Consider the following 17053-nt stretch of genomic DNA (forward strand, 5'->3'; position numbering starts at 1 on the left):
TGCTAAAAATGAGTTCTTTTGACAAAACGATGCGATTTGATTTTTCAGAGGAGCCGTTCGAACATGACGTGAAGGAAGTACTCCTGCAAGTTCATGATGCTCTTCAAGAAAAAGGGTACAACCCAATCAATCAAATCGTAGGGTACTTATTATCTGGAGATCCTGCTTACATTCCTAGACATCAAGATGCCAGAAATATCATCCGCCGTTTAGAACGTGATGAGATCATCGAAGAATTAGTCAAATCGTATTTGAAACAGCACAAAGAGGGATAATACATGCGTGTAATGGGTTTAGACGTCGGCTCTAAGACAGTGGGAGTCGCAATTAGCGATGAGCTTGGTTGGACCGCTCAAGGAATTGAAACGATTAAGATTGACGAAGATCAAGGTGTGTTCCGGATCGACAGATTAAAGGAACTTGCCGAAGAGTACCAGGTGGACACAGTTGTAGTCGGATTGCCTAAAAATATGAACAACTCAATTGGTCCCCGGGGAGAAGCGTCTAAAGCTTATGGTGAATTAATTCAGCAAGAGTTATCCCTTCCCGTTAAATACTGGGATGAACGACTGAGTACAATGGCTGCGGAACGAGTTCTTTTAGAAGCCGATGTAAGTAGGAAGAAACGTAAGAAAGTAATTGATAAAATGGCTGCAATGATGATCCTCCAAGGATACCTTGACAGCCAAAAATAATGAGGTGAATGTTCATGGAACACGGAGAAAAACAAATTACAGTAGTTGACGAACAAGGAAATGAACAATTATGCGAGGTTCTTTTCACGTTTGAATCAGATAAATTCAATAAATCATATGTCCTTTACTATCCACTGGGAGCAGATGAGAACGACGAAGAAGAAATTGAAATTCATGCTTCTGCTTTCCTTCCTGGAGACGAAGGTCAAGAAGGCGAATTAAAGCCGATTGAAACTGAAGAAGAGTGGGACATGATCGAGGAAATGTTAAACACTTTCTTAGACGAAGAAGAAGACGCAGAATAAGCAGTAAGCTATAGTTTCATAAGAAACAGGGACCGCAAAAAGGGACAAAAAATTCACCTTTTTGCAGGTCCCTGTTTCACTTTGTGCAAAATATTGTATAATAGTGGAGATGATGTCGAATTACCTTTAACGGATATCCCGCTTTTTTGCTCGAAAGGGGGAAATATAGCTTTGGAAAAGAACAAAAATATAAAAGAGACACTCATGAAAAAATTGCTGGAAAGACAAGAGGAGGCAAAGGTCATTAGAAAAATAGTAGGACTTGTCATTCTTTGTCTTGTCATCATTATTGGAGGAACGGCCATTGGTGGGTACCTTTACGTGAATTCAGCATTAAAACCCGTCGATCCGGACAATACGAAACCCGTAAAAGTTGAAATACCTATAGGCTCTGGAGTGACATCCATCGGGAACATTCTGGAGGAAGAAGGAATCGTTAAGAATTCTACAATCTTTAAATACTATGTGAAATTTAACAATGAATCCGGTTTTCAAGCAGGTTCATATGACTTGACACCTTCCATGACATTAAATGAAATTGTTAATAGCTTAAAAACAGGTAAGGTAATGAGAAAAGCAGAATTTAAGATTACCATACCTGAGGGACTGCAATTAGATCAAATCGCTGAGCTTATTGCTGATAAGTCGCCATACAAAAAAGAAGAAATTGTAGATAAATTAAATGACAAGAAATGGATCGAGCAATTAAAACAGGAATATCCGGCATTGATAACTGATGAAATATTGAAGAAAGAAATTAAACGTCCTTTGGAAGGATATCTATATCCTGCGACGTACCCTTTCTATGAGAAAAAGCCTTCGTTAGAAGCGATATTAATGAAGATGATTGCCCAAACGAACGAAGTCCTCGCTCAATATGAGGGAGCAATGGCAGATAGGGAATACACGGCCCATGAGCTTCTTACGTTATCTTCCCTCATTGAAGAAGAAGCAACAGAAAAAGCAGACAGAGGAAAAATCTCAAGTGTCTTTTACAATCGTATTGAAGAAGGTATGCCTCTTCAAACCGATCCGACAGTGCTTTATGCGTTAGGTAAACATAAAAAAAGAACCGTCTACAAAGATCTTGAAGTGGATTCACCCTATAACACTTATAAAGTGAAGGGGTTACCGCCAGGTCCGATCGCGAATGCAGGGGTGTCTTCGATTGAAGCGGCTTTGGAACCGGAGGATACAGAGTATTACTATTTCCTGGCTTCTGCCAATGGATCCGTCTATTATTCTGAAACATTAGAAGAACATAACGAGAAAAAGGCGAAGTACATTACAAACAAAGAAGAATAGAGCGGTGAGAAGAGGAAAGAAATATTCGCTTTCCTCTTCTCTATGTGATAAAATAGTACAAGTTATTTTTATATACGGGCGATATCTTTATGAAGATGTGTGTGAAGTAGAAAGCTCATTGTAGCTTTCTTCTTTTCATGTTGTCTAAAGAATGGATCGTTACCCGAGACCACTTATGAACATGATCGTGAGGCTTATTTATGAACGAACAGGTTATTCACTATATAGAATCAATCGTAAAAGAACGTTCCCCTTTACTTGCTGAGATGGAACAGTACGCAGAAGCTCATAACGTTCCGATTATGGAACTGGTAGGGATTGAAGCATTGCTGGGGATGTTACGTATACAACAACCGAAACGCATCTTGGAAATTGGGACTGCGATTGGGTATTCCGCTCTCAGAATGGCGGAGGCTCTTCCTCACTCGACAATCGTTACCCTTGAACGTGACGAAGAAAGATTCGACGCAGCCGAGGGCTATCTGTCTCGTTCTGAGTTTGGAAAGAGGGTCGTAACTTTATTCGGTGATGCATTGGAGCTCGGCGAAGAAGTGGAAAAGCACGGTCCTTTTGATGCCATATTTATAGATGCCGCCAAGGGTCAATACCTTAAATTCTTTGAACTCTACTCAGAAATGCTTTCAGGAGAAGGGGTCGTCTATTCGGATAATGTCCTGTTTAAGGGACTTGTCGCACAAGAAGAGGTAGAACAGAAAAGAATTCGGAACATGGTCAAAAAATTGAAGAATTATAATGAATGGCTCATGAATCATGGGCAATTTGATACGAGTATTTTACCCGTTGGAGACGGCATTGCCATCAGTAAAAAAAGAGGTGATCGCTCATGAAAAAACCAGAATTACTCGTGACCCCTGTCTCTGTTTCTCATATCGAAACGTTAGCATTGGCGGGAGCGGATGCGTTTATGATTGGCGAACAAAGGTATGGCTTAAGGCTTGCAGGAGAGTATTCAAGAGAAGATGTAGCAGAAGCGATCAAAGTGGCACACAAACACGGTAAAAAAGTGTATGTAGCCATGAACGCCCTCTTCCATAATGATAAAATTTCTGAACTTGAGGACTATATTGCATTTCTTCAAGAAGCCGGCGCGGATGCGATTGTGTTCGGGGATCCTGCTGTGTTGATGGCAGCCCGGGAAGTGGCACCGGATATGTCTCTTCATTGGAACACGGAAACGACTGCCACCAATTGGTATACATGTAATTATTGGGGTAGAAAAGGGGCAAAACGCGCTGTTCTGGCCAGGGAATTAAGCATGGATACCATTGTGGAGATGAAAGAGAATGCAGAAGTTGAAATCGAGGTCCAGGTCCACGGAATGACCTGCATGTTTCAATCAAAACGCTCTTTACTTGGTAACTATTTTGAGTATAGAGGCAAGGCGATGGAGATTGAAAACCGTAAAGAACAACGTAATATGTTCCTTCACGATGAAGAACGTCATAATAAATACCCAATATATGAAGATGAGAATGGCACTCATATTATGAGTCCGAATGATATGTGCATAGTCGATGAATTGGGTGAAATGATTGAAGCCGGAATTGATTCCTTCAAAATCGATGGTGTCCTGAAATCATCAGACTATATACTTGGGGTGACGAAACTATATCGAAAAGCCATTGATCTATGTATAGAGGACGAAGTTCAATATGACGAGCAGAAAGACGGATTTTTAGAAGAAGCGAAAAGATTGCAACCAGAAAATCGTCCATTGGATACTGGATTTTTCTTTAAAGAAACGGTGTATTAAGAACGAAATGAAGTTTGATCAGAACGGAGGAGTTACGATGGCCACGGTTGAGAAAAAACCAATATCCAAGATAGTAGATGGAAGACGTGTCATTGTGAAGAAACCTGAGTTACTGGCTCCTGCCGGTAATCTGGAGAAATTGAAGATAGCTGTCCATTACGGTGCAGATGCAGTTTATATTGGCGGGCAGGAATACGGTCTGCGCTCAAACGCCGGGAATTTCACCTTCGAACAAATGAAAGAGGGCGTGGATTTTGCTAGAGGTTATGGCGCGAAGATTTATGTAACAACCAACATCTATGCCCATAATGAGAATATGGATGGCCTGGAAGACTACTTACGTGGACTTCAGGAGGCGGGAGTCGCTGGGATTATTGTCGCTGATCCACTCATCATAGAAACATGCAGAAGAGTCGCACCAAATGTGGAAGTGCATTTAAGTACCCAACAGTCCCTTTCAAACTGGAAAGCAGTCCAGTTCTGGAAGGAAGAAGGACTTGACCGAGTGGTATTGGCACGTGAAGCAAGCGGCGACGAAATCCGTGAAATGAAAGAAAAGGTAGATATTGAAATCGAGACCTTTATCCATGGTGCCATGTGTATTGCCTATTCCGGCAGATGCACTTTAAGTAACCATATGACGGCCCGTGACTCAAATCGTGGCGGTTGCTGTCAATCATGCCGTTGGGATTACGATTTATATGAAGTCGACGGAGAAAATGAAAATCCTCTTTACGGAGATGGTGATGCACCATTTGCCATGAGTCCTAAAGATTTAAAGCTGGTTGAATCGATACCGAGAATGATTGAATTGGGCATTGACAGCTTAAAAATCGAGGGACGCATGAAATCCATTCACTACGTATCCACTGTCGTAAGTGTATACCGTAAAGTGATTGACGAGTACTGTAAAGATCCCGATAACTTTACGATTCGAGAAGAATGGCTGGAAGAGCTAGATAAATGTGCAAATCGTGAAACAGCTCCAGCGTTCTTTGAGGGAGTTCCAGGCTTCAAGGAGCAAATGTTTGGTGTTCATAATAAGAAAAACACAAATTATGAATTTGTCGGACTTGTGCTAGATTACGACGAAGAAACTCAAATCGTCACCCTGCAACAAAGAAACCATTTTAAAATAGGACAGGAAGTAGAATTTTTTGGTCCTGAGATCTCCAACTTTACACAAGTTGTCGAGAAGATGTGGGATGAAAAAGGAAATGAGCTTGATGTTGCACGTCACCCATTACAAATTGTGAAATTCAAGGTTCATCAGAGAGTATATCCTGATAACATGATGCGAAAGGAGAACACCTAATACTTATGAAGCATAAACCCGTTGTGATTGGTGTAGCAGGAGGATCCGGCTCAGGTAAAACAAGTGTTACCAAAGCCATATATGAACAATTTCAAGGTCATTCGATTCTAATGCTGCAGCAGGATTATTATTATAAAGATCAATCGAATCTACCTTTTGAGGAACGTCTTAAAACGAATTATGATCATCCATTGGCATTTGATAATGATCTATTAATTCAACATTTGAACGGTCTAATTGATCATCAGCCTGTAAATAAACCGGTCTATGATTATAAAATGCACACCCGTTCTGAGGATACGATTCTCGTTGAACCGAAAGATGTTATTATTTTAGAAGGAATTTTAGTATTAGAAGATGAAAGATTGCGTAACTTAATGGATATTAAGCTATATGTAGATACAGATGCCGATCTTCGCATCATCAGAAGAATGCTTCGCGATATTAAAGAGCGCGGCCGTTCCATCGATTCCGTCATCGATCAATACATCACAGTCGTTCGTCCTATGCATAATCAATTCATTGAACCAACAAAGCGATATGCCGATGTGATCATTCCTGAAGGCGGGCATAATCACGTGGCAATCGATTTAATGGTAACAAAAATTCAAACAATTCTTGAACAAAAGTCATTTTTGTAATACGATAGCATAGATAAAGACATATAGGTAGATTTTACATTTTCCCACATTGTAAAGAAGCAGGGAATGGAGAGAGAATGAATTCTCTCTCCATTCCCTACCTTTACATAACCTGCAAATGAACATTTACATAAAGAGTATGGGGAAACTCTTAGATAGAAAAGGAGTGAAGAGGGTCATGAGTACAGATAAAGTATTTCCGATGACAGCAGAAGGTAAAGAGAAGTTAGAAAAAGAACTGGAGAATTTGAAAACGGTTAAACGTAAAGAAGTTGTTGAGCGTATTAAAATCGCCCGCAGCTTTGGAGATTTATCCGAGAACTCAGAGTACGACGCAGCGAAAGATGAACAAGCATTTGTTGAAGGTCGTATATCTACTTTAGAGAACATGATTCGCAATGCGAAAATCATTCAAGAAGATGATATGAACTCAGATACAGTACAATTAGGTAAAAAAGTGACGTTCGTTGAATTGCCGGACGGAGACAAAGAAACATACACAATCGTTGGTAGTGCAGAAGCGGATCCATTTGAAGGGAAAATTTCAAATGATTCACCAATCGCGAAAAGCCTTCTTGGTCATAAGGTAGGAGCGAAAGTAAGCGTTCAAACTCCAGGTGGAGAAATGAATGTGAAGATTGTAGAAGTAAGCTGATCATGTAGAAGGGACTCATAAGCGAGTCCCTTCTTTTTTTATGCTGTGAATAAGATTATTTCACATGAAACTCGTCAACAATGGGGACGAGGTGACAAAATGAAACGAAAACGAATCAGGTTACTCAGTATCTTTTTATTACTTGCTCTTTTTGGGCTAGCAGCTAGACTGATGCAATTGCAATTATTCCAAACAGAATCTTATTCGAAACATCAAATCAATCTTCTCGAAGAAAGTGTCTCTCAACGAACGCAACAATTGGTGATTGATGAAGGCAGGGGAGAATTTCTCGATCGGAACGGGGAACCACTTACTTATACGGAGAAAAATGTTCTTGTTCTTTTTCCTTTCCTGAAGAAAATGGACTGGCCTGCAGAAAAAGTGGCAGATATTCTCCATGTACCACCTCAAACAATCCTATCAAAGCTTGCGGAAGCGAAAGGACCGATCATCTTTGGCGGAAGAGAACCGTTACAGCTGACGGAAAGCCAAATGAGTGACATTAATGCCCTTGAAATTCAGGGAGTGTTTGCACTCACTAAAAAGTTCAAAAGCACCGAAGTCCCTGCTTCTCAGTTGATCGGCGTAACAGGAGAAAATACAGAGGTATTTCATGAGCGCTATCCTGATAAAGTAAAAGGAGCGAATCAGAAAATTGGCGTGTCAGGCCTTCAAGAAAGCTTTGACGAGTGGCTGGTCGCAGAGGAAGAAGCAAAGCTGATCTATCATGTGGATGCCATCGGTGGTCCCCTTTTCGGTGTAGACGTGAAATATCTTGCCCCTGCCAATCCCTTCTACCCCCTTAATGTGAAAACGACAATCGATGCAAGGATGCAGCAAGCATTGGAAGAAGTCGCCGATACGTATAACATTCAAAAGGGTGGATTACTGCTTCTTGATATTGAAAAAAGTGAAATTGTAGCCAGTGTATCAAGGCCTTCCATGAGCAGCAAGGACCCGTTTAGTGGCGGGGCAACGAACCATATGCTGAAGGCGTTGATCCCCGGCTCCGTATTTAAGACCGTTGTCGCCGCTGCAGCCATGGACGAAGGGATTGTGGATGAAAGCAGGCTGTTTGCATGTGATGAAGATATTCTAGGTGGTCCTGCGGAAAAACCCCATGGGAACATTAATATTAAAACGAGTATCGCTGTCAGCTGTAACCGAACATTTGCGGATTTGGCGAATGAACTAACGGAGAAGGATGACCGTCTTCTTGATGAGTATGCTGAAAAGATCGGCTTGCTTGGAGACATTGCCTGGAAAGGGAACGTCTTTCATTATGAAAGTTTTCCTCAGCTTCAAGTGAGTGAAGGAAGGATTTTCGCGAATGAAGAACACAGAAATGAACCAAAACTTGTTTCTCAAACAGGCATTGGACAACAGGAAGTACGAGTCACCCCCCTTGGTATGGCCAATATGATGGCCACCATCGCAAGGGGAGGGGAAAAATATCAGGTTAGTGCCGTATCCGCAGTCGAGTACCAAAACGGAACGAAGATGTTTTCCTTCCCCAAACAGGAGGCAAAGGGTGAAACGATCACTCCATTTACGGCCATGAAGCTTCAGCAGTATTTAAGGGGAGTGGTGAACTCCAATGAAGGAACAGCTCCATACCTGCAAACAGCTGCCTACACGATTGCCGGGAAAACGGGAACGGCCCAAACAGGGAATTATCGGGGAGCAGAAACGAAGGAAAATGAATTATACAATAAATGGTTCGCCGGATATTTTCCCTTTGAAAATCCCAAATACTCCCTCGTTGCCGTCAACATGGATGTGAAGATCGATGAGGGAGGGATCTATCCGATTTTCAAAGATAGCGTAGATGCCATATATAATCTTGAGAATAATTAGCCCTGTTGTACAATGGTCCTGCGACCTTTTTCCCTTTCTTATGAAAGTAACTAAAACCAGCTGAGATGGATAATGTTTCGCTTTATTCTTTTCCTCTAATCATGTTAAAATGTTTAGGATAATAGGGAGGGAACGTAATGGCGAAATACCAATCTCGATTAGATAAACGATCCAAGAAGAATTCTAATAAAATTTTGAACATAATGATCGCAGTCGTACTTTTATTGATTATCGTTGTCGGAGCAACAATAGTGATGGGAGGCGGCGATGAGAAGGCATCATCTAACGTTGCTGATACAGAAACAAAAGGCTCAAGCGATAAGGATGCTGAAAAAGAAGATAAATCTGTTTCTCTAGATGAGGATAAAAAATCTGAGGAAAAAGATAATGAAGATAAAAAAGAAGAAGAAAAGAAGAGCGATGAAGAAAAACAAAAAGACAAAGCTTCTGATGAAGAGGACACTGTTGCATTAGAGGGGGAAGACCAAAGCGAATTAAAAGTGGAAGATAGTGACGAACCCAATGTGAAGAAAACAATGGTGCATCCTGACTGGAAGCCGGTTGGGACTGAGCAAACCGGTGAACACGTGTCTGTATATGATGAAGGCACTGTAGACTGGCAGGAAAAAATCAAGGCTACTTCTTATGCAACAGGCATTCCCGAAGAAAACATGACCGTTTGGTGGATGGAAGGGAATGGCGGACCTCAGAAGTCCATGGCTACCGTGACGGCTAAAGATACAAAAACCCCATACAGAGTTTATCTCCAATGGGTGGAAGGCAAGGGATGGCAGCCTACGAAAGTACAGGAATTAGTGGAAAATGATAAAGATTAATATGTGATGAAAAGGCTCTCCCTTTTAATAGGGAGAGCCTTTTTTGAATCAGTTTTTCACTTTAAAATGAACCGCCGCGCTATACAATCTTCTGCCATTTTCATCAATGGAAACGGCGTGATCTACATGATGAACGCTCAGCATGATCGCTTTATTATGCTGGATTTGTTCATCCACCTTCTTTTCCAATGTTCGTAAGCTATCTGCTTCAAAAAACTCTACTTTATCTTCTATTAAGTCAAATGAAATATTCATATGTTTATCCTCCTCTTTTACTGTGATCCCCTTACAGACAGGTTATCTCCCTTATTTTAGAGCCGGAAAACGGATTTTACAATTATTAATTGTTGAATTCATTCAAAGAATATGATAATTTAATAACAGTTTTTATTTTAATTCATAGTATGTTTATAGGAATTATAAACTTAATGTAGCTGAGGTGCATAACCATGGGTAGAGAATTTTTGGATTTGTTCCAGGATTGGGCAGATTCTTATGATGATACAGTAACGGGGAAAGACGTTGAATATCAAGCGGTTTTCGAGGACTATGAATCCATTCTTGACGAAGTAGTTTCCCGGTCAAAGGGAAGAGTAGTTGAATTTGGCCCGGGGACAGGGAATCTGACCAGAAGATTACTGGACGGAGGACTTGAAGTGGTTCCTTTTGAACCTTCCCCTGAAATGAGGGCCATTGGAATGCAGAAGCTTGGAAAAGAGGTAACGTTCATGGATGGAGATTTTCTCGACTTTTCTTTAGAAGGAAAGGCAGATTCCATCGTTAGCTCCTATGCATTTCATCACTTAACAGATGAAGAAAAGGGAAAAGCTTTTCGCATATATGGAAAGCTCCTAGCACATGGTGGTAAAATAGTATTTGCAGATACGATGTTTGAAACGGATCAGCACTATAAAGCCGCCATATCACAAGCAATCAAAAAAGAGTATTACAACCTTGCTGAAGATTTAAAACGGGAATATTACACTACCTTGGATGTTCTAAAGGAATTATTGGACCAAAATGGGTTTTCAGTCACTTTTAAGCAAGTAAATACCTTTGTGTGGATTATGGAGGCGACTAAACAGTAGAAAGAGGTTTTAGTAATGAAAATCGCCATCATTGGAGCAATGGAAGAAGAAGTAGCCTTACTTAGAGAAAATATTTCAAACCCGAAAGTGGAAACAATCGCAGGGTGTGAATATACAAGTGGAACGATGAAAGACAAAGATGTGATTTTACTTCGCTCAGGGATCGGCAAGGTGAATGCAGCGATGTCAACAGCCGTTCTTCTGCAGCATTTTAAACCGGATTGCATCATCAATACAGGGTCAGCTGGAGGATTCGATCCTTCACTAGATGTTGGTGATGTTGTCATCTCAACAGAGGTAAGACATCACGATGTGGACGTGACGGCTTTTGGATATGAATACGGTCAGGTACCGCAGCTTCCTGCCGCATTTACAGCAGACGAGAAATTAATGCAGACAGCCATCGATAGCGTGAGGGAACTTGGAGATGCACAAGTGGTGTCCGGGTTGATTGCCACGGGAGATTCATTTATGAATGATCCAAAGCGTGTAGAAGCGATCCGTGACAAATTCACCGGGTTACAGGCAGTTGAAATGGAAGCAGCCGCCATTGCGCAAGTGGCTCATCAATTCAACGTACCATTTGTCATCATTCGCTCACTTTCTGATATTGCAGGCAAGGAATCAGATGTTTCCTTCGAACAATATTTAGAAAAGGCAGCCCTCCACTCTGCCAAAATGGTTATGAGCATTGTAAAGTCTGTTTAATACGAGGAAATTACGGCTGACCCGGGTACCAACTTTCTCATCAAAACATACGGAACGGATGTGTTCAGTCGAGCCCTCCAATCGTATGCATTTGAGGACAGGGGAAGTGCATGGGGTCAGCTTTTTTTATGAAGGGGGATTGAATACATGGACGTGTATAACAGCGTACATGACCTGATTGGGAATACACCGATTGTCGAGCTTACAAACTTCCCATTAAAGAAGGGAATTCGCCTCTTTGCTAAGCTGGAATTTTTCAATCCTGGAGGTAGTGTGAAGGATCGCCTGGGCAGGGAATTATTAGATGATGCCATCCGTAACGGTAAAATAGAACCGGGAGGCACCATAATCGAACCGACTGCAGGGAACACGGGAATCGGCCTGGCGCTTGCAGCTGTGAATTCCGGATACAATGTCATGTTCTGCGTACCAGAAAAATTCAGCATAGAAAAGCAGGAGCTTATGAAAGCATTAGGCGCCAAGATCATTCATACCCCAACCGAGGAAGGAATGAAGGGGGCCATTGCAAAAGCAAATGAACTTGTAAAGGAAATCCCGAACTCTTATTCTCCGCAGCAATTTGGGAATGCGGCCAATCCGGAAACGTATTACAAAACGTTGGGACCTGAACTATGGAATCAGATGGATGGCAACATTCAAACATTTGTCGCAGGGGCAGGGACAGGTGGTACCTTCATGGGGACTGCTCAGTACCTGAAGGAAAGAAATAAGGACATCAAAACAGTCATTGTTGAACCTGAAGGCTCCATCTTGAACGGTGGACCATCAGGCCCTCATAAAACAGAGGGGATCGGCATGGAATTCTTACCTCACTATATGGATCCAAGCTATTTTAATAGCATCCATACCGTGACTGATGACAATGCTTATAAACGAGTAAAAGAGCTTGCGCTGATGGAGGGCTTGCTGGTCGGAAGTTCTTCAGGTGCAGTGCTGCATGCAGCATTACAGGAAGCGGAAGAAGCAGAGCCGGGAAGTCATATCGTCACGATTTTCCCGGACTCGAGTGAGCGCTATTTAAGTAAGAAAATATATGAAGGAGGACTCTAAACATGAAAAAGAAAACACAACTAATTCACGGCGGTATCCCTACAGATCCTCAAACAGGTGCGGTATCCACTCCCATCTACCAGGTGAGTACGTATAAGCAGGATGAAGTAGGAAAGCATAAAGGTTTTGAATATTCACGTTCAGGAAACCCGACAAGACATGCGCTTGAAGAGTTGATTAAAGATCTGGAAGGCGGAGAAAGAGGCTTTGCATTCGGATCGGGAATGGCAGCTATTACGGCAGTTATGATGATGTTCAATAGCGGAGATCATATAGTGATGACCGACGACGTTTATGGCGGAACGTATCGTGTCATGACCAAGGTCTTAAACCGCATCGGCATCGAGTCCACTTTCGTTGATTCGAGTGATATCGGCAATATTGAACGTGCTATTCAGCCGAATACAAAGGCTGTATACATTGAAACACCAACGAATCCACTGCTGAAAATTACCGATATCGAGGCAGCGGCTTCCTTGGCCAAGAAGCACAATCTATTGACGATCGTGGATAATACGTTCAGCACGCCATACTGGCAAAACCCAATCAGCCTGGGAGCAGACATCGTTCTTCACAGCGCAACGAAATACATCGGCGGACACAGTGACGTGGTGGCAGGACTGGTTGTTGTGAATTCTGAAGAGCTTGCTGAAGAATTATTCTTTGTACAGAATTCAACCGGCGGGGTTCTTGGACCACAGGATTCATGGTTACTGATTCGAGGCATTAAAACCTTAGGTCTGAGAATGGAAGAGCATGAAGAAAACACGAAGAAAATAGTCGAGTATCTTACATCACACCCGAAAGTATCAAAGGTTTACTATCCAGGATTAGAAACGCATCCGTACCATGCCATTGCCAAGAAACAGGCATCCGGCTTTGGGGGAATGGTTTCATTTGATGTAGGAAGTGAAGAAAATGCAGATCGTCTGCTCACGAACACGAAATACTTCACATTGGCAGAAAGTCTTGGCGCTGTAGAAAGTTTAATCTCGGTACCTGCCCGCATGACTCACGCGTCCATTCCGGCAGATCGCCGAAATGAGTTAGGGATCACCGATGGTTTGGTACGTATCTCTGTCGGTCTTGAAGACGTAGAGGACCTGATTGAAGATATTGAAAATGCCCTTTCCAAGTAATTCGACTATTGGCAGAACTGGTATCAATTACATGGTAGATGATATGCTTCAGTATGTTACCATAGAATGAGAGTTTACTAGTTCTAAAGTAGGTGAATGCGCATGAAGAACGCAAAAAAAAGAACCATTCAACAAAAAATGAACGACTTCAAACGATTTGGTTTTACGTTACTTGCACTTAGTGTCTTTATGTATTTAGGGGTTATTATTCCAACAGAAACCGTCACACCAAGTAAAACGATCACCCTCATGACAGGCACCGTTGTTTTACTCGGATTGTCACTTATATTTTTTACAAAAGCGATCAAATACAAAAGAGATATGCAATCTATAGATGAATAGATCATGTAAAGCGGGTTCTCATTGAGGACTCGTTTTTTCATGTCGTTTTCAAAGGGTGCTGGCGGTGAGTTTTGAATAGATTCCCAAAAGGTAAATTCATTTTTTATATGAGTGAAGTGCGAAAACCCGGACCGTTACTTTCCCCTCCAGTCACAAGATTCCCAGGGGAGGAAGTCGAGCCTCCTCGACGTCGCGTCTGTGAGGTCTCGACCTTTCCTCTGTTTCCCGCAGGAGTCAAGTGCCTTTCGCTCCAATCCACTCTGTGCTATTTATTTTTTGTAATCAAAAATAGTTCCCATTGTAGAAAATTTGTTTCTAAAAAAAACTATCTGGAAAGAAAGCACAAAACATCTATTGGTAACTCATAAACCGGTCATTAATCAATGTTTACTCTTCTTATTGCCACATTGAATCATTGGAATTGATATCCTATACATTCTATATTTGTTATTCTGATCTTTAAGCTCTGTCACGAAAATCTATTATAGATGGTGGGGAGAACTGCGTAGACTCCTAGGGAAGAACGGTCGTGCCGAGACCCCGGAAGCGTAGCTGAGGAGGCTCGGCCGAACACTAGCTGCAAGCGAAGCAGTTCCCCTCACCATCAAGCACAATACTCATTGACAGAGCACCGGCAGACCAGATGTTTTAAAATCATAAACCTGAAAAAAGAACATTCTAGAACCATGTGGAAATTTGTAGAAAAAATAATGAGGAAAGTGGTTTACTTTACTGTGAAAATTGGATATACTAACCAATGTAAGAAAAAAATCACAAGAGGGAGGTCGAAGAAAATGTTCGTGCTTAATGGAAAAAAAGACACAACTTCATATTGTTTTAATCATTCGACCACTTGTGGGATGCTTTACGCTTAATTTTAAATCCATTAAATGATAGCCACAGGGAGAATGAAGGTTCCTGTGGCTTTTTTGTGCCACAAGGATCGGTCTCTTTGTGGTTTTTTAGTATGCCTGGCAACTCACGAGGCACTTTGAAAGGGGTGATACGTATGACACTTAATCTTTTATTTATAACGGTAACGTTCAATAAGAAACAAGAAACGTTTGAAGAAGCGACGCACAATGAAACGGTTTCAAAATCCTATGAAGAAACGAAAACCAAGAACCAATACATGTCGCAATTGTTCTAAGGATATCTGAAAATGGAGAGGAGAATAAAATATGATTTATGTACAGGAGAAAATGCTTAATGCGCTATGGGTAGAGAAGGATACTGCCTAACGAAACAAAAGGTGGGTGGAACGATGTTTTTAAATATTGTTTTTTGGTCGGCTTTCTTCCATAAAAAGAAGAAGCAGGATAAGAAATAAGAATGAATGAGGAGGATGCCTTTCTATGAGGGTGTCCTTCTTTGTTTTTATTGGGGTTACGAGAGACGTAACACAGACACAGTTCTGTCAATCTTTAGTAATAAGTTGTTCACGAATGAAAGGGAAGAATCCGGCTTTTCGTGATACATTAATAGTAAGAAGTGCAGGTAGTAATGACTGTTAAAGAGGGAGTGATATTACGATGTTTTCAATGATAATGGGTCTTGTCGTAACATCTGTGATTGGTCTGATTATTGCCGCTGAAGTCAGTGTAGAATAGAGAATGAAAAAAAGCGATCCGAGTTTGGATCGCTTTTTCATGATTTGTTTCGCTTTTCTTTTTCCTCACGATAAAATTCATGAAACATCTTCATGAGTGCCCTTTTCTCGATTCGTGATACATAGCTTCTTGAGATTCCTAATTCCTTGGCAATTTCCCGTTGGGTTTTTTCCTCTTTCAAGTCTAATCCGAATCGCCCGACGATCACTTCTTTTTCCCTTTCGTCCAGCACACAAATGTATTTTCTTACTTTTTCAAGTTCCATACTTAATTGAATCGTATCGATGACATCATCACTTTCAGACTTTAAGATATCAATTAAGCTGATTTCGTTTCCTTCTTTATCTTGACCGATAGGATCGTGAAGAGAGACATCTTTTTTCGTTTTCTTGAGTGCACGAAGATGCATAAGAATCTCATTCTCGATACAACGTGCCGCATAGGTTGCAAGTTTCGTACCTTTGCCTTCTGAATAACTTTCAATTGCTTTAATCAATCCGATGGTCCCGATGGAAATTAGATCTTCTGGATCTTCCCCTGTGTTTTCGAATTTCTTGACGATGTGAGCAACCAATCGCAGGTTATGTTCAATGAGCATATTACGGGCATGCTCATCTCCTTCTGCCATCAGCCTTAAATATTTTCGTTCATCTGCTGCAGATAGAGGTTGAGGGAATGCATTGTTCTTTACGTAAGAAACGAGGAAAATTAACTCTTTAATGAAATACCCCAGTGCCGTTAGAACTCCAGACATATTCACACCTCCATGAGGACTTAAGCCTATACTCATTCATATGATAAGAAAGGGATGTCCTTGCATGTCCCTGGAAAGTAATCAAAGAAATCGTAAACTTTCTTTCCGGAGAATTCGGGTAATAAAGTTGGAAACTGCCTATACGCTATTTCCCTATGGACATATACTAGTAGTAAAAGTAGGTGAGGAGGTATTGCAATGCCGTATGGATACCCTTGTTATGGACCAGTCTATCCAGGTTATTATGGTGGTGGCGGATTTTACTTCGCTCTAGTCGTTGTATTACTAATCTTACTTTTCCTATTTGGTGGATGGTGGTACTACAATAACTGTTAGCCTGACAAGCACAACATTTATAACCTGACAGAGCCCTGTTCACAAGGTGAACAGGGCTAGTCATACCTCCTTACATCTTCTTCAATGTAAAAGGACTTACCATTAATACAGCTAGAGTAATTGTCATACATAAAATCAGCACACCTGAAACAAAAGGGATAGCCAGGTAGCACAGAGTCAGTAAACATCCGGCTACGGTGATCGGCAATCCTGTAAAGTAGCCATCGTTTTCTGAAATATTGAAGCGGGCTAACCGAAAAGCTCCACATCCAATATAAAATATGGTGAAAAACATCCCCGGAAAGTCATACTGATTAAGAACGGCTATATACAGGAGCAGGGCAGGAGCAATGCCAAATGATATGATATCACTCATGGAATCCAGCTGTTTTCCTAACTCTGACTCAATGTTCATTTTCCTCGCAACCATCCCATCGAAGCGGTCTGTTAAGGCAGCGATGAAAATCAATAACAAGCTTAGGTTTAATTGATTATGAAGTATTGAAATAATAGCAAATCCGCCTAATGATAAGTTGGACAAAGTAATGAGGTTGGCCGTTTGACTTTTTAGCTTTTTAAATGTTTGGTCGACGACTTCGGAGAGAAACAAACATCACTCACT

Annotated in this window: 21 protein-coding genes; 18 read left to right on the top strand and 3 right to left on the bottom strand. The window is 41.3% G+C overall.

Annotated elements, in window-relative coordinates:
• Positions 1-8 precede the first annotated feature (8 nt).
• From RSX31_RS10520 to RSX31_RS10570, 11 genes are all read left to right on the top strand, one after another.
• Positions 9-275 (top strand): IreB family regulatory phosphoprotein, encoded by a 267-nt coding sequence (locus RSX31_RS10520; RefSeq protein WP_034757362.1) that lies wholly within the window; start codon positions 9-11, stop codon positions 273-275.
• Between the two features lie 3 nt (positions 276-278).
• Entirely contained in the window at positions 279-695 is a 417-nt protein-coding gene (gene ruvX, locus RSX31_RS10525) for a Holliday junction resolvase RuvX (protein WP_148969767.1), read from the top strand.
• 14 nt (positions 696-709) lie between these two features.
• Positions 710-1000: a DUF1292 domain-containing protein gene (locus RSX31_RS10530; RefSeq protein WP_044339564.1), complete on the top strand. Its 291-nt coding sequence runs from the start codon at positions 710-712 to the stop codon at positions 998-1000.
• Between the two features lie 165 nt (positions 1001-1165).
• Positions 1166-2305, top strand: a complete 1140-nt coding sequence (gene mltG, locus RSX31_RS10535; RefSeq protein WP_315634521.1) for an endolytic transglycosylase MltG — start codon at positions 1166-1168, stop codon at positions 2303-2305.
• A 200-nt stretch (positions 2306-2505) separates the two neighbouring features.
• Positions 2506-3153: an O-methyltransferase gene (locus RSX31_RS10540; RefSeq protein WP_148995795.1), complete on the top strand. Its 648-nt coding sequence runs from the start codon at positions 2506-2508 to the stop codon at positions 3151-3153.
• The gene (locus RSX31_RS10545; protein WP_315634483.1) at positions 3150-4079 is read left to right on the top strand and encodes a peptidase U32 family protein; all 930 of its coding nucleotides are present in this window, start codon (positions 3150-3152) and stop codon (positions 4077-4079) included. The genes RSX31_RS10540 and RSX31_RS10545 overlap by 4 nt, the downstream gene beginning before the upstream one ends.
• A gap of 37 nt (positions 4080-4116) precedes the next feature.
• Positions 4117-5394 (top strand): peptidase U32 family protein, encoded by a 1278-nt coding sequence (locus RSX31_RS10550; RefSeq protein ID WP_148995793.1) that lies wholly within the window; start codon positions 4117-4119, stop codon positions 5392-5394.
• A gap of 5 nt (positions 5395-5399) precedes the next feature.
• On the top strand, positions 5400-6035 hold the full coding sequence (udk, locus tag RSX31_RS10555; protein WP_148969763.1) for a uridine kinase: 636 nt from the start codon (positions 5400-5402) through the stop codon (positions 6033-6035).
• Positions 6036-6213: 178 nt separating this feature from the next.
• Entirely contained in the window at positions 6214-6690 is a 477-nt protein-coding gene (gene greA / locus RSX31_RS10560) for a transcription elongation factor GreA (protein ID WP_148969762.1), read from the top strand.
• 99 nt (positions 6691-6789) lie between these two features.
• Positions 6790-8547 (top strand): peptidoglycan D,D-transpeptidase FtsI family protein, encoded by a 1758-nt coding sequence (locus RSX31_RS10565; protein WP_315634484.1) that lies wholly within the window; start codon positions 6790-6792, stop codon positions 8545-8547.
• 137 nt (positions 8548-8684) lie between these two features.
• Positions 8685-9383 carry a DUF1510 family protein gene (locus RSX31_RS10570; protein WP_315634485.1) on the top strand — a complete coding sequence of 233 codons (699 nt, stop codon included), beginning with the start codon at positions 8685-8687 and terminating at the stop codon, positions 9381-9383.
• Between the two features lie 48 nt (positions 9384-9431).
• Here RSX31_RS10570 and RSX31_RS10575 read toward each other — a convergent pair whose 3' ends face one another.
• Positions 9432-9638 carry a DUF2536 family protein gene (locus RSX31_RS10575; protein WP_148995790.1) on the bottom strand — a complete coding sequence of 69 codons (207 nt, stop codon included), beginning with the start codon at positions 9636-9638 and terminating at the stop codon, positions 9432-9434.
• Positions 9639-9832: 194 nt separating this feature from the next.
• Here RSX31_RS10575 and RSX31_RS10580 point away from each other — a divergent pair, with 194 nt between their 5' ends.
• The 6 genes from RSX31_RS10580 to RSX31_RS10605 all read left to right on the top strand — a co-directional run bounded on the left by RSX31_RS10580 (position 9833) and on the right by RSX31_RS10605 (position 14881).
• On the top strand, positions 9833-10471 hold the full coding sequence (locus tag RSX31_RS10580) for a class I SAM-dependent methyltransferase (protein ID WP_148995789.1): 639 nt from the start codon (positions 9833-9835) through the stop codon (positions 10469-10471).
• Positions 10472-10486: 15 nt separating this feature from the next.
• The gene (gene mtnN, locus RSX31_RS10585) at positions 10487-11179 is read left to right on the top strand and encodes a 5'-methylthioadenosine/S-adenosylhomocysteine nucleosidase (RefSeq protein WP_148995788.1); all 693 of its coding nucleotides are present in this window, start codon (positions 10487-10489) and stop codon (positions 11177-11179) included.
• A 147-nt stretch (positions 11180-11326) separates the two neighbouring features.
• A complete protein-coding gene (locus RSX31_RS10590; RefSeq protein WP_148995787.1) occupies positions 11327-12250 on the top strand; it encodes a PLP-dependent cysteine synthase family protein in 924 nt (307 codons plus the stop codon).
• A gap of 2 nt (positions 12251-12252) precedes the next feature.
• Complete coding sequence (locus RSX31_RS10595) at positions 12253-13389, top strand: bifunctional cystathionine gamma-lyase/homocysteine desulfhydrase (protein WP_315634486.1); 1137 nt, start codon at positions 12253-12255, stop codon at positions 13387-13389.
• A 102-nt stretch (positions 13390-13491) separates the two neighbouring features.
• The gene (locus RSX31_RS10600) at positions 13492-13731 is read left to right on the top strand and encodes a YrhC family protein (protein ID WP_187443678.1); all 240 of its coding nucleotides are present in this window, start codon (positions 13492-13494) and stop codon (positions 13729-13731) included.
• A 1009-nt stretch (positions 13732-14740) separates the two neighbouring features.
• Entirely contained in the window at positions 14741-14881 is a 141-nt protein-coding gene (locus RSX31_RS10605; protein ID WP_187443287.1) for a YrzI family small protein, read from the top strand.
• A 497-nt stretch (positions 14882-15378) separates the two neighbouring features.
• On the opposite strand, the gene sigK is transcribed toward RSX31_RS10605, so the two are convergent.
• Positions 15379-16095, bottom strand: a complete 717-nt coding sequence (sigK, locus tag RSX31_RS10610) for an RNA polymerase sporulation sigma factor SigK (RefSeq protein WP_315634487.1) — start codon at positions 16093-16095, stop codon at positions 15379-15381.
• Between the two features lie 198 nt (positions 16096-16293).
• On the opposite strand from sigK, the gene RSX31_RS10615 reads away from it, so the two are divergent.
• Entirely contained in the window at positions 16294-16431 is a 138-nt protein-coding gene (locus RSX31_RS10615) for a hypothetical protein (RefSeq protein ID WP_172655779.1), read from the top strand.
• A 70-nt stretch (positions 16432-16501) separates the two neighbouring features.
• Here RSX31_RS10615 and pssA read toward each other — a convergent pair whose 3' ends face one another.
• Positions 16502-17041, bottom strand: coding sequence for a CDP-diacylglycerol--serine O-phosphatidyltransferase (gene pssA, locus RSX31_RS10620; RefSeq protein WP_148995772.1), 540 nt, complete (start codon positions 17039-17041; stop codon positions 16502-16504).
• Positions 17042-17053: the final 12 nt, after the last annotated feature.

The organism is Rossellomorea yichunensis, assembly GCF_032337515.1.
In the GTDB taxonomy this organism is placed as follows: Bacteria; Bacillota; Bacilli; order Bacillales; family Bacillaceae_B; genus Rossellomorea; species Rossellomorea yichunensis.